The sequence below is a fragment of the Rathayibacter sp. VKM Ac-2927 genome, assembly GCF_022815525.1.
GTDB classification, from domain to species: Bacteria; Actinomycetota; Actinomycetes; order Actinomycetales; family Microbacteriaceae; genus Rathayibacter; species Rathayibacter festucae.
Map to the genome: position 1 here is coordinate 398,899 of NZ_JALGRT010000001.1, position 12,463 is coordinate 411,361.

Here is a 12,463-nt window from a genome sequence, read left to right on the forward strand (position 1 = left end):
GGGCCGCGCTCAGAGCCACTTCTTGCGCTTGAACACGGCGTAGAGCGCGAAGCCGAAGACCAGCATCAGCCCGATCGCCCACGGGTAGCCGAGCCGCCAGTGCAGCTCCGGCATGTCGTCGAAGTTCATGCCGTAGATGCCCGCGACGAGCGTCGGTGCGAACAGGATCGCGGCCCAGGACGAGATCTTCCGCACCACGTCGTTCTGGGCCAGCCCGGTCTCGGTCTGCCGCCGCGAGACCAGCGTCGAGTGCACGGTCAGCGCCTTGTCCAGGATCGCCCGCAGCGCGTCGACGGCCTCCGTCACCCGGATGGTGTGGTCGAGCACGTCGCGGAGCGAGCGGTGCAGCTCGACGTGGTCGAGCGTCGCGTCGGCGCCCGGGGCCGCGTCCGGCGCCTCGGCGAGCTCGCGCAGCAGCGCCGTCAGCGGCTGCACCGAGCGCTGGAAGTGGATGACCTCGCGGGAGAGCCGGTAGATGCGCTCCGAGAGCCCGTCGTCCGAGCCGTCGCCGAAGAGCTGGTCCTCGATCTCGTCGACGTCGCCCTGGACGCCGTTCACCACCGGCGCGTACTCGTCGACGACCTGGTCGAGGATCGCGTAGAGCACCGCCTCCGGTCCGCGGGAGAGCAGCGACGGGTCCCCCTCGAGCCGCTTGCGCACCGCCGCCAGGTCCGGCGAGTCCGCGTGCCGGATGGTGACCACGAAGTCGGGGCCCACGAACACGTGCAGCTCGCCGAAGACGACCGTCTCGGCGGAGTCCACGTAGCGCGCCGGACGGAGCACCACGAAGAGCCCGTCGTCGTAGCGCTCGAGCTTCGCCCGCTGGTGGCCGCTCAGCGCGTCCTCGACGGCGAGCGGGTGCAGCCCGAACTCCTGGGCGACCGCCTCGACCTCCTCGCGGCTCGGGCGGTACAGCCCGATCCAGGCCATGCCGTGCTCGTCGCGCATCAGCTCGAAGGTGTCCTCGAGCGAGTCGGGGTTCCGGATGCGGTGACCGCCGACGTACACGGCGTTGTCGACGATCGTCATGGGCTCGGTTCTAGCACGCGCGCGCCGGGCACCGGCTGACGGTCACCGGCGAGCGGTCACCAGCTGACCGGCAGCGCCTTGCCCTCCTCGTAGCCCGCCGCCGACTGCAGGCCGACCAGCGCGCGCTCGTGGAACTCGGCGACGCTGCGCGCCCCGGCGTAGGTGAAGGAGGAGCGCACGCCCGAAGTGATCATGTCGAGCAGGTCCTCGAGCGACGGGCGCAGCGGGTCGAGGTAGATCATCGACGAGGAGATGCCCTCCGCGAAGAGCCGCTTGCGGGCGAGCTCATAGGCGTCGAGGCGGTCGAAGCGCTCCTGCACGGCCTTGGCCGAGGCCATCCCCCAGCTCTCCTTGTAGATCCGGCCGGCCGCGTCGCTGCGCAGCTCGCCCGGCGCCTCGATCGTGCCGGCGAACCAGGAGCCGATCATCACCGAGGCCGCACCGGCCGCGAGCGCGAGCGCCACGTCGCGCGGGTAGCGCACGCCGCCGTCGGCCCAGACGTGCGCGCCGAGCTCGCGGGCCCGCTCCGCCGTCTCGAGCACAGCGGAGAACTGCGGCCGCCCGACAGCGGTCATCATCCGCGTGGTGCACATCGCGCCCGGGCCGACGCCGACCTTGAGGATGTCCGCGCCCGCGTCGACGAGGTCGTGCACCGCGTCGGCGGTGACGATGTTGCCGGCCGCGATCGGCACGCCGAGCTTCAGCGCGGAGACGGTGCGCAGCGCGCGCAGCATCCCCTCCTGGTGGCCGTGCGCCGTGTCGAGCACGAGCACGTCGACGCCCGCGGCGACGAGGGCGCGCGCCTTGGCGGCGACGTCGCCGTTGATGCCGACCGCCGCGGCGATGCGGAGCCGCCCGTCGGCGTCCAGCGCGGGGTCGTAGATGGTCGAGCGCAGCGCGCCGGTGCGCGAGAGCGTGCCGACGAGCGCGCCGTGGTGCAGCACCGGGGCGAAGTCGAGGTCGGCCGCGACCATCAGGTCGAAGGCGGCGCGCGCGGTGGTGACGTCGTCGGCGTCGATCGAGGCGGAGGCGCCGTGCACGAGGTCGCCGAGCCTGGCGTCCTCCAGGGCCGTGGCGAGCCGCGCGGCCGGGACGCAGCCGAGGATCCTGCCGTCCTCCTCCTGCACCACGAAGCCGTGGCCCGCGACGGCCGGGAGGATCGCGAGCGCCTCCTCGACGGTCGTCGACGGCGAGGCGGTGAGCGCGCCCGAGAAGGCGACCGGCTGGTCCTTCACCCAGCGGATCGCCGCGTCGAGCTGCTGCAGCGGCATGTCCTGCGGGAGGACGCCGAGCCCGCCGCGCCGGGCGAGCGTCGCCGCGAGCCGGGGCCCGGTGACCGAGTTCATGTTCGAGGAGACGATCGGGATGCTGGCTCCGGTGCCGTCACCGGGGGCGAGCGACACGTCGAGCCGGCTGGTCACGGAGGACCGGCCGGGAACGAGGAAGACGTCCGAGTAGGTGAGGTCGCCGGAGGGTGTTCCACCGTAGAAGCGCATGGAGACGACGCTACTCCGGCCCGGCTGGGGACCTTCGCCGGAGGATCCGGGCTAGGCTTGACGACCGGGACGGGACCGGGCGACGACGCCCAGATGCGTGTCGGATGCGACGGTGCCGTCCGGATGATCGAGAACGAATCAACGGAGAGAGTGGGCGATCGGCTGTGTCGAGCCAGTTGACCGGAGCGGGAACAGATCAGGGCTCGGAGGACTTCGGGGCCAACGAGTGGCTGGTGGAGGAGCTGTACGAGCAGTACAGCGCCGACAAGGCCTCGGTGGACGAGTCCTGGTGGCCGATCCTCGAGCGCTACGGCAAGCAGCTCGGCGGTGCCGCCCCCGCCGGCGCGGAGGCCCCCGCGGCCGCCGCCCCCGCCGCCCCGGCGAAGGCGCCCGTCGCCGAGCGCGTGTCGACGAGCGCGGGCGGAGCGGTGAGCCATCCGGCCACCTCGGCGACCAGCACGGCGAAGACCACCTCGAAGCAGCCGAAGGCGCAGCCCATCCCGGCCGACGCCCCCGTGAGCAAGCCGGCCGAGCCCGCCGCCGCCGTGGAGGAGGACGTCGTCTCCCCCCTGCGCGGCATGGCCAAGAGCCTCGCCACGAACATGGACGCGAGCCTGTCGATCCCGACGGCCACCAGCGTGCGCACCATCCCGGCGAAGCTGATGATCGACAACCGCATCGTCATCAACAACCACCTGCGCCGCACCCGCGGCGGCAAGGTGTCGTTCACCCACCTGATCGGCTGGGCGCTGATCCGCGCGCTCAAGGACTTCCCGAGCCAGAACGTCTACTACGACGAGCCGGACGGCAAGCCCTCGGTCGTCGCCCCGGCGCACATCAACCTCGGCATCGCGATCGACATGCCCAAGCCCGACGGCACCCGCGCCCTGCTCGTCCCGAGCATCAAGCGCGCCGACACGCTGAGCTTCACCGCCTACCTCGCCGCCTACGAGGACCTCGTCAAGCGCGCCCGCGGCAACAAGCTCGCGGCCGGCGACTTCGCCGGGACCACCCTCTCGCTGACCAACCCGGGCGGCATCGGCACCGTGCACTCCGTGCCCCGCCTGATGAAGGGCCAGGGCTGCATCATCGGCGCCGGCGCCCTCGAGTACCCGGCGGAGTTCCAGGGCGCGTCCGAGAAGACGCTCGTCGAGCTCGGCATCGGCAAGACGATCACGCTGACCTCGACCTACGACCACCGCGTCATCCAGGGCGCCGGCTCGGGCGAGTTCCTCAAGATCGTGCACGAGCTGCTGCTCGGCAAGCGCGGCTTCTACGAGGACATCTTCTCCGCGCTGCGCATCCCCTACGACCCGATCCACTGGTCGACCGACATCGCCGTCGACCTCGCCGAGCGGGTTTCGAAGACCTCGCGGGTGCAGGAGCTCATCAACTCCTTCCGCGTCCGCGGCCACCTGATGGCCGATGTCGACCCGCTGGAGTACGTCCAGCGCTCGCACCCGGACCTCGCCATCGAGAGCCACGGCCTCACCTTCTGGGACCTCGACCGCGAGTTCGTCACCGACGGCTTCGGCGGCTCCCGCCAGCTGAAGCTCCGCGACATCCTCGGCATCCTGCGCGACTCCTACTGCCGCACCGTCGGCGTCGAGTACATGCACATCCAGGACCCGGAGCAGCGCGCCTGGATGCAGCAGAAGCTCGAGCGCGGCTACGAGAAGCCGGGCCACGACGAGCAGCTGCGGATCCTCGGCCGCCTCAACGAGGCCGAGGCGTTCGAGACCTTCCTGCAGACCAAGTACGTCGGCCAGAAGCGCTTCTCGCTCGAGGGCGGCGAGTCGCTGATCGCGCTGCTGGACGCCGTCCTGCAGGGCGCGGCGGACGCGGACCTCGACGAGGTCGCCATCGGCATGGCCCACCGCGGCCGCCTCAACGTGCTGACCAACATCGCCGGCAAGACCTACGGCCAGATCTTCCGCGAGTTCGAGGGCACCCAGGACCCGAAGACGGTCCAGGGGTCGGGCGACGTGAAGTACCACCTCGGCACCGAGGGCACCTTCCGCGGCGCCGGCGGCGAGGAGATCCCCGTCTACCTGGCGGCGAACCCCTCCCACCTCGAGGCCGTCAACGGCGTGCTCGAGGGCATCGTCCGCGCCAAGCAGGACCGCAAGCCGATCGGCACCTTCACCACCCTGCCGATCCTCGTCCACGGCGACGCCGCGATGGCGGGCCAGGGCGTGGTCGTCGAGGGGCTGCAGATGTCCCAGCTGCGGGCGTACCGCACCGGCGGCACGATCCACATCAACATCAACAATCAGGTCGGCTTCACGACCCCGCCGCACGAGGCGCGCACCTCGATCTACTCGACCGACATGGCGAAGACGATCCAGGCGCCGATCTTCCACGTGAACGGCGACGACCCCGAGGCCGTCGTGCACGTCGGCCAGCTCGCCTTCGAGTACCGCCAGCGGTTCAACCGCGACGTGGTCATCGACCTGATCTGCTACCGCCGCCGCGGCCACAACGAGGGCGACGACCCCTCGATGACCCAGCCGCTGATGTACAGCCTGATCGAGGCCAAGCGCTCGGTGCGCAAGCTGTACACCGAGGCGCTCGTCGGTCGCGGCGACATCACCGAGGAGGAGTACGACCGGGCGCACCAGGACTTCCAGGACCGCCTCGAGCGCGCCTTCGCCGAGACGCACGCCGCGCAGACCGGTGCGATCCCGGTGATCAGCGCCGACGGCGACTCCGTGGCCGACCTCGAGCTGCCGGACGCCCAGCAGGGCGAGGACTACCCCGGCGAGCCCGAGGTGACCGGCGTCAAGGCCGAGGTGGTCACCCGCATCGGCGACGCGTTCACCTCGCCGCCCGAGGGCTTCACCGTGCACCCGAAGCTGCAGCAGCTCCTCACCAAGCGCCAGGAGATGAGCCGCTCCGGCTCGATCGACTGGGCCTTCGGCGAGCTGCTCGCGCTGGGCTCGCTGCTGCTCGAGGACACCCCGGTGCGCCTCGTCGGCCAGGACACCCGCCGCGGGACGTTCGTCCAGCGCCACGCGGTGCTGCACGACCGCGAGAACGGCCAGGAGTGGCTGCCGCTGATGAACCTGTCGGACTCGCAGGCCCGCCTGTGGATCTACGACTCGCTGCTCTCGGAGTACGCCGCGATGGCGTTCGAGTACGGCTACTCGGTCGAGCGGCCCGACTCGCTCGTGCTCTGGGAGGCGCAGTTCGGCGACTTCGCGAACGGCGCCCAGATCGTCATCGACGAGTTCATCTCCTCCGCCGAGCAGAAGTGGGGCCAGCGCTCGTCGCTCGTGCTCCTGCTCCCGCACGGCTACGAGGGCCAGGGCCCGGACCACTCCTCCGCCCGCATCGAGCGCTACCTGCAGATGTGCGCGGAGCGGAACATGACCGTCGCGCGTCCGTCGACCCCGGCGTCGTACTTCCACCTGCTGCGCCGCCAGGCGTACTCGCGGCCGCGCCGCCCGCTGGTGGTCTTCACTCCGAAGGCCATGCTGCGCCTGCGCGGGGCGTCGAGCCCGGTCGAGGACTTCACCTCGGGCCGCTTCGAGCCCGTGATCGACGACGCCCGCGTCCAGGACGCGTCGGCCGTGACCCGGGTGCTCCTGCACGCCGGCAAGGTGCACTACGACCTCAAGGCCGAGCTGGAGAAGAAGCCGGACGACGGCATCGCGCTGGTGCGCGTCGAGCAGTACTACCCGGCGCCGATCGAGGAGCTGCGCGCGATCGCCGCCCGCTACCCGGACGCGGAGTTCGTCTGGGTGCAGGACGAGCCCGAGAACCAGGGCGTCTGGCCGTTCATCGCGCTGAACGTCGCTCCGCAGCTGGACCGGCCGATCCGCGTCGTCTCGCGCCCGGCCGCGGCCTCCCCCGCCGCGGGCTCGGCGAAGCGGCACGCCTCCGAGCAGGCCGACCTGCTGGGCCGAGCGCTGCAGCGCTGACCGCCCGACCGGAGCCGCCCCCTCGGCGGCGGCTCCGGCTCGCCGCATCGAGTCCGGCTCGTCGGAATCCTCGGATCCGGCGCGCCGGACGTCGTTCTGCGAGCCGGATTTCGGCGACCTCTCGCCTCACGAGAGTCCGGCTCGCGGAAAGACCTCCGGCTCGCCGGAACGGATGGCTCCTGCGAGCCGCGCGCGTTCCGACGAGCCGGAGGTCGTCGAGCAGAGAGTGCGGAGCGCTAGACCCGCGCCGGAGCCGCCGCGTGGCTCGCCTGCGCATCGCGCAGCATGCCGAGCACCTGGGCGCGGAGGTCCTCCGGCGCCGTCTCCTTGCACGCGCGCTGCACGGCGACGGTCAGCACGACGCCGACCTTCGCCTCACCGGAGCAGTCGGGGCAGTTCGCCATGTGCTCGCGGATGTCGGCGGCGTCCTCCTTGCACAGCTCGTTGTGGAGGTACTCCTCGAGCTCGGCCTTCGCCTTCGTGCAGCCGCAGTCGGTCATTTCGTGCTCCCGGTGGTGAAAGCGGCGCGGATCCCGCGCTCGCGTGCGTAGTCGGTGAGTCGTTCGCGCAGCATGCGCCGGCCGCGGTGCAGCCGGCTCATCACGGTCCCGACGGGGGTCTTCATGATGTCGGCGATCTCCTGGTACGAGAACCCTTCGACATCGGCGAAGTAGACGGCGAGCCGGAAGTCCTCCGGGATCGCCTGCAGGGCCTCCTTGACGGCGGTGTCGGGGAGGTGGTCGATCGCCTCGGCCTCGGCCGAGCGGCTCGAGGTGGCGGTGGTCGACTCGGCGCCGCCCAGCTGCCAGTCCTCGAGCTCGTCGATCGCGCTCTGGTACGGCTCGCGCTGCTTCTTGCGGTACGAGTTGATGAACGTGTTGGTGAGGATGCGGTAGAGCCACGCCTTGAGGTTCGTGCCCTGCTCGAACTGCTTGAACGCGCCGAACGCCTTCGCGAACGTCTCCTGGACGAGGTCCTGGGCGTCGGAGGGGTTCTTGGTCATCCGCAGGCCGGCCGCGTAGAGCTGGTCGATGAAGGGCAGCGCCTGCTGCTCGAACAGCGCGCGGAGGTCGACCGGAGCGTCGGGAGCGGCGTCGTCGAGAGCCTCCTCGACGGTCTCCTCGATCGTCTCGGTCTCCTCGGTCGCCTGCGCCTCGTCGGCGGTGCTGGGGCGTGTGCTGTCGTCGCGAGTCATCACACGCGATTCTAGGCCGCGGCGCCGGGAGGCGGCCGGTCGGGCCGGCCGGGGTCGCACGAGGTCGATCGTCGCCGTCATGCCTCGCCTCCCGCCTGATCCTGCCGTCGGTCCGTTCGCCGACTACTCTGACAACCGATGGTCTTCTCGCGTTATTCCGCTCCCGAGTTCGATCCGTACGGCGACGCCCGCGCGCTCCCCGGCGAGGAGGACTGGTCCGCGCCGTCCGCCGTCGGCGCCCTCGACGCCGTGGTCGAGCTGCCCGGCTCCAAGTCGCTGACGAACCGCGAGCTCGTCCTCGCCGCTCTGGCCGACGCTCCGTCAGTGCTGCGCGCGCCGCTGCACTCGCGCGACAGCGCCCTGATGATCGAGGGCCTGCGCTCGCTCGGCACGACGATCCGCGAGGAAGGCGCCACCGGCTCCTTCGGCGCCGATCTCGTCGTCGAGCCGGCCGAGGAGCTCTTCGGCTCCACGACGATCGACTGCGGCCTGGCCGGCACCGTGATGCGCTTCCTGCCGCCCCTGGCCGGGCTGGCGCTCGGGCCCACCACCTTCGACGGCGACGCCTACGCCTACAAGCGGCCGATGGGCGCGACCATCGCCTCTCTCCGCTCGCTCGGCGTCGACGTGGCGGACGACGGGCGCGGCTCGCTCCCCTTCACCGTGCACGGCTCCGGCTCGATCCGCGGCGGCGACGCCGTGGTCGACGCCACCCGCTCGAGCCAGTTCGTCTCGGCCCTCCTCCTCGCCGGGGCCCGGTTCGACGAGGGCCTGCGCCTGAGGCACGAGGGCGGCGCGCTGCCGAGCCAGCCGCACATCGACATGACGATCGCCGCCCTCGCGGCCCGCGGCGTGAGCGTCGACGCCTCGACGCCCGGCACCTGGACGATCGCGCCGCAGCGGATCGCCGGTGCCGAGGTCCTGATCGAGCCCGACCTCTCCAACGCCGCGCCGTTCCTGGCCGCCGCACTCGTCACCGGCGGCACCGTCCGCCTCCGGCACTGGCCGGCCGAGACCACCCAGGTCGGCGCGCACCTCGAGCGGATCCTGCCGATGTTCGGCGCGAGCGTCGAGCGCGACGGCGAGGACCTCGTCGTCCGCGGCGGGGACGAGATCCTCGGCGTCGAGCTCGACCTCTCGGAGGGCGGCGAGCTCGCCCCCGCGCTCGCGGCCCTCGCCGCGCTCGCGAGCGGCCCGAGCACACTCACCGGCATCGGCCACATCCGCCACCACGAGACCGACCGCCTCGCCGCGCTCGCCGCCGAGATCAACGGCCTCGGCGGCTCCGTCACCGAGCTGGAGGACGGTCTGCGGATCGAGCCCGCGCCGCTGCACGGCGGCCGCTGGCGCACCTACTCCGATCACCGCATGGCCCACGCCGGTGCGCTGATCGGCCTGGTCGTCCCCGGCGTCGCGATCGAGGACATCGCGACGACCTCGAAGACCCTGCCGCAGTTCCCCGAGCTCTGGACCGCACTCGCGGGCGGGGTCTGACCCGTGTCGTGGTGGACGGACAGCGGCCTCGACGCCGACGGAGTGCTCGACGACTTCGACGGCTACGACGAGTCGGACGCGCGAGTGCGGCCGAACCCCAAGGGCACCAAGCCGCGGACGAAGAACCGGCCGGCCTACGAGGACGCCGAGATCGCGATGGTCCTCGGTGTCGACCGCGGCCGCTACACCGTGATGATCGGCGACGGCACCCCGGAGGAGCACGAGTTCACGGCGGCGCGGGCCCGCGAGCTGCGCAAGCAGGCGATCGTCCCCGGTGACCGCGTCGACGTGGTCGGCGACTCCAGCGGCGACGAGGGCACCCTCGCCCGCATCGTCCGGATCCGCGAGCGATCGACGCTGCTGCGCCGCAGCGCCGACGACACCGACGCGATCGAGCGGGTGATCGTCGCCAACGCCGACCAGATGGTGTGCGTGGTGGCCGCCGCCGATCCGGAGCCGCGCACCCGGCTGGTCGACCGCTACCTGGTCGCCGCCTTCGACGCCGGGATCACCCCGATGCTCTGCATCACCAAGACCGACCTGGCGGACCCGGCGCCGTTCCTGCGCAACTTCGAGGGCCTCGACCTCCGCGTCTTCCTCTCCAGCCAGGACGAGCCGCCCGTCGACGAGATCGCCGAGGCGCTGCTCGGCCACGAGACCGTCGTGGTGGGCCACTCCGGAGTCGGCAAGTCGACGCTCGTGAACAAGCTCGTCCCCGACGCGCACCGGGCGATCGGCCGGGTGAACACGGTGACCGGGCGCGGCCGGCACACCTCCTCCTCCACCGTCTCGCTGCGCGTCGAGCGCGGCGACCGGCACGGCTGGGTGATCGACACCCCGGGCGTGCGCTCCTTCGGCCTCGGCCACGTGAACACCGACAACATTCTCGGCGCCTTCACGACGCTCGCCGTGCTCGCCGAGGACTGCCCGCGCGGCTGCACGCACCTCCCCGACTCCCCCGACTGCGCGATCATCGAGGCCGTCGAGGGCGGGCTGCTGGGCGCGAGCGGGCCGGAGCGCCTCGACTCGCTCCAGCGCCTCCTGACCACCTTCGCCACCACCGACGGAAGCAGACGATGACCGACACCGCCCTCCCCCCGATCCCCGCCGACGAGCGCCTCGCCGCAGGCGACACCGCCCCCGACTTCACGCTGCCGGACCAGGACGGCTCCCCGGTCGCCCTCGAGGGCCTGCGCGGCCGCCGCGTCATCCTCTTCTTCTACCCGCAGGCCGACACCCCCGGCTGCACCACCGAGGCGTGCGACTTCCGCGACAGCACCGCGGCCCTGCAGGCGGCCGGCTACGAGGTGCTCGGCGTCTCGCGCGACACCCCTGAGGCGCTGCGCCGCTGGGCCGACGAGCACGGCCTCGCGTACCCGCTGCTGAGCGACCCGGACATGAGCGTGCACCGCGCCTACGGCGTCTGGGGCGAGAAGAACAGCTACGGCAAGACGGTCGTCGGCGTGTTCCGGTCGACCTTCGTCGTCGGCCCCGAGGGCGCCCTCGAGTTCGCCCAGTACAACGTGCGCGCCACCGGCCACGTGCAGGCGCTGCGCAAGAAGCTCAAGCTGGCCTGACCCGCCGCGCCTCTCTACGCCGCGCTTCGACCAGCCGGCCGGGGCCGCGGATCGCCCATGCTGATCGAGGAGCCCGCGCAGCGGGCGTCTCGAGATCCGCCGAGGGCTAGAAGCCCTCGTTGAAGCGCGGGGCGTAGTCGGCGCCGAGGGCGTCGAGCTCCTCGGCCGTCAGCTCGAGGTCGACGGAGGCGACCGCGTCCTCGAGGTGCTGCATCTTCGTCGCGCCGACGATCGGGGCGGTCACCGCCTCCTGCTGGCGCACCCAGGCGAGGGCGACCTGCGCGCGCGGGACGCCGCGCTCGGCAGCGATGCGCTCGACGGTGCCCGCGGTCCGACGGTCGGCCTCCTCCTGCTGGTGGTAGAGCGTCTTCCCGTAGAGATCGGTCTCGGTGCGCGATGTGGTCGCGTCCCAGTCGCGGGTGAGGCGCCCCCGGGCCAGCGGCGACCACGGGATCACGCCGACGCCCTGGTCGAGGCAGAACGGGTGCAGCTCGCGCTCGTCCTCGCGCTGGATGAGGTTGTACTGGTCCTGCATCGAGACGAAGCGGGTCCAGCCGCCGAGGTCGGCGGTGTACTGCGCCTTCGCGAACTGCCACGCCCACATGCTCGACGCGCCGATGTAGCGCGCCTTGCCGGTGCGGACGACGTCGTGCAGAGTCTCCATCGTCTCCTCGATCGGCACCTGCGGGTCCCAGCGGTGGATCTGGTAGAGGTCGATGTAGTCGGTGCCGAGGCGGCGGAGGCTGTCGTCGATCGCGCTGAGGATGTGCCGACGCGAGAGCCCGCCACCGTTCGCGCCCGGGCGCATCGTGCCGTGCACCTTGGTCGCGATGACGACCTCCTCACGCACGGCGAAGTCCGCGAGAGCGCGGCCGACGAACTCCTCGCTCGTGCCGTCGGAGTAGACGTCGGCGGTGTCGAACGTGGTGATGCCGAGCTCGAGCGCCCGGCGGAGGAAGGGCCGCGACTCCTCCTCCCCCATGCTCCAGCCGTGCGCACCGCGGTCGGGCGCGCCGAAGCTCATGCAGCCGAGGATGATCGGGGAGACCTGGAGGCCGCTGAGGCCGAGTCGGGTGGAGTCCATCCTCCGACGCTAGCCCAGTGACGCCGGCGCGGGGCGGCCGGCTCGGTGACGCTAGCTCAGCCCGGGATCGCGGCGGGTGGCGGCGACCGTGCTCGGCAGGAAGAGCAGCACCACGGCCAGCAGGGCCGGCGCCAGCAGCGCCCAGCCGATGTCCGGCACGGCGTACTGCCCCTGGAACGCGCCGAGGGCGACGGCCATCATCACCAGCTGGATCGTCAGGGCGGAGGCGCGGATCCAGCTGCGGCACCGGGCGGTTCCGACGGTCGTCGCGGCGACCCAGGCCAGGGCGATGACGGAGAGCACGACGATCGCGATCCCGCCGCCGATCGAGCCGGCCCGGGTGGTGAGGAGCTCGATAACGAGCCACCCCGTGATGCACGCCACGGCAGCGGTCTCCAGCGCCAGAACGGCGACCAGGAGGAGCAGGCCGAGGGGCCGCCGGCCGCTTCCCGGCCTGGTCGGAGGCCGGTTCCCGTCCATGATCACAGCTGCATCCCATCCAGCACTCTTGATTCGAGCCTGCCTCCGTGACAGGCTAGTGCAGTTCGTTTCACCGCTCACAGGGTCGTGGGTTACCGCCGATGTGAACACCCCGATCCTGCCGTGCCGAGAGGCATGCGTGCGAGCGGGGCGATCTGTCGGGAAGAACCGAGCACCGTCCGGTC

At 71.8% G+C, this 12,463-nt stretch carries 10 protein-coding genes; 4 read left to right on the forward strand and 6 right to left on the reverse strand.

The features are described from left to right. Positions 1-9 precede the first annotated feature (9 nt). Together corA and MT353_RS01865 are read right to left on the reverse strand one after the other, a co-directional pair. The gene (corA, locus tag MT353_RS01860; protein WP_243623477.1) at positions 10-1,029 is read right to left on the reverse strand and encodes a magnesium/cobalt transporter CorA; all 1,020 of its coding nucleotides are present in this window, start codon (positions 1,027-1,029) and stop codon (positions 10-12) included. A gap of 56 nt (positions 1,030-1,085) precedes the next feature. Continuing rightward, positions 1,086-2,525 (reverse strand): GuaB1 family IMP dehydrogenase-related protein, encoded by a 1,440-nt coding sequence (locus tag MT353_RS01865; RefSeq protein WP_243623478.1) that lies wholly within the window; start codon positions 2,523-2,525, stop codon positions 1,086-1,088. 164 nt (positions 2,526-2,689) lie between these two features. On the opposite strand from MT353_RS01865, the gene MT353_RS01870 reads away from it, so the two are divergent. Further along, positions 2,690-6,448 (forward strand): multifunctional oxoglutarate decarboxylase/oxoglutarate dehydrogenase thiamine pyrophosphate-binding subunit/dihydrolipoyllysine-residue succinyltransferase subunit, encoded by a 3,759-nt coding sequence (locus MT353_RS01870; protein ID WP_243623479.1) that lies wholly within the window; start codon positions 2,690-2,692, stop codon positions 6,446-6,448. 236 nt (positions 6,449-6,684) lie between these two features. Here MT353_RS01870 and MT353_RS01875 read toward each other — a convergent pair whose 3' ends face one another. Then, positions 6,685-6,948 carry a zf-HC2 domain-containing protein gene (locus MT353_RS01875; protein ID WP_123444408.1) on the reverse strand — a complete coding sequence of 88 codons (264 nt, stop codon included), beginning with the start codon at positions 6,946-6,948 and terminating at the stop codon, positions 6,685-6,687. Continuing rightward, on the reverse strand, positions 6,945-7,643 hold the full coding sequence (locus MT353_RS01880; protein WP_123444430.1) for a sigma-70 family RNA polymerase sigma factor: 699 nt from the start codon (positions 7,641-7,643) through the stop codon (positions 6,945-6,947). The genes MT353_RS01875 and MT353_RS01880 overlap by 4 nt, the downstream gene beginning before the upstream one ends. Before the next feature lie 138 nt (positions 7,644-7,781). On the opposite strand from MT353_RS01880, the gene aroA reads away from it, so the two are divergent. The 3 genes from aroA to bcp are packed head-to-tail and all read left to right on the forward strand — an operon-like array spanning position 7,782 to position 10,714. Then, a complete protein-coding gene (aroA, locus tag MT353_RS01885; RefSeq protein WP_243623480.1) occupies positions 7,782-9,137 on the forward strand; it encodes a 3-phosphoshikimate 1-carboxyvinyltransferase in 1,356 nt (451 codons plus the stop codon). Positions 9,138-9,140: 3 nt separating this feature from the next. After that, on the forward strand, positions 9,141-10,217 hold the full coding sequence (rsgA, locus tag MT353_RS01890; RefSeq protein ID WP_173250401.1) for a ribosome small subunit-dependent GTPase A: 1,077 nt from the start codon (positions 9,141-9,143) through the stop codon (positions 10,215-10,217). After that, entirely contained in the window at positions 10,214-10,714 is a 501-nt protein-coding gene (gene bcp / locus MT353_RS01895) for a thioredoxin-dependent thiol peroxidase (protein ID WP_243623481.1), read from the forward strand. The genes rsgA and bcp overlap by 4 nt, the downstream gene beginning before the upstream one ends. Positions 10,715-10,820: 106 nt before the next feature. Here the strand turns inward: bcp and MT353_RS01900 are convergent, their stop codons facing one another. Beyond that, positions 10,821-11,798, reverse strand: coding sequence for an aldo/keto reductase (locus MT353_RS01900; protein ID WP_243623482.1), 978 nt, complete (start codon positions 11,796-11,798; stop codon positions 10,821-10,823). A 51-nt stretch (positions 11,799-11,849) separates the two neighbouring features. Next, positions 11,850-12,182: a hypothetical protein gene (locus MT353_RS01905; protein WP_243623483.1), complete on the reverse strand. Its 333-nt coding sequence runs from the start codon at positions 12,180-12,182 to the stop codon at positions 11,850-11,852. Positions 12,183-12,463: the final 281 nt, after the last annotated feature.

What these genes read in the sequence shown, in the direction of transcription:
- corA (WP_243623477.1), bottom strand. Translation starts at nt 1,029, where the DNA reads ATGACGATCGTCGACAACGCCGTGTACGTCGGCGGTCACCGCATCCGG.
- MT353_RS01865 (WP_243623478.1), bottom strand. Translation starts at nt 2,525, where the DNA reads ATGCGCTTCTACGGTGGAACACCCTCCGGCGACCTCACCTACTCGGAC.
- MT353_RS01875 (WP_123444408.1), bottom strand. Translation starts at nt 6,948, where the DNA reads ATGACCGACTGCGGCTGCACGAAGGCGAAGGCCGAGCTCGAGGAGTAC.
- MT353_RS01880 (WP_123444430.1), bottom strand. Translation starts at nt 7,643, where the DNA reads ATGACTCGCGACGACAGCACACGCCCCAGCACCGCCGACGAGGCGCAG.
- aroA (WP_243623480.1), top strand. Translation starts at nt 7,782, where the DNA reads ATGGTCTTCTCGCGTTATTCCGCTCCCGAGTTCGATCCGTACGGCGAC.
- bcp (WP_243623481.1), top strand. Translation starts at nt 10,214, where the DNA reads ATGACCGACACCGCCCTCCCCCCGATCCCCGCCGACGAGCGCCTCGCC.
- MT353_RS01900 (WP_243623482.1), bottom strand. Translation starts at nt 11,798, where the DNA reads ATGGACTCCACCCGACTCGGCCTCAGCGGCCTCCAGGTCTCCCCGATC.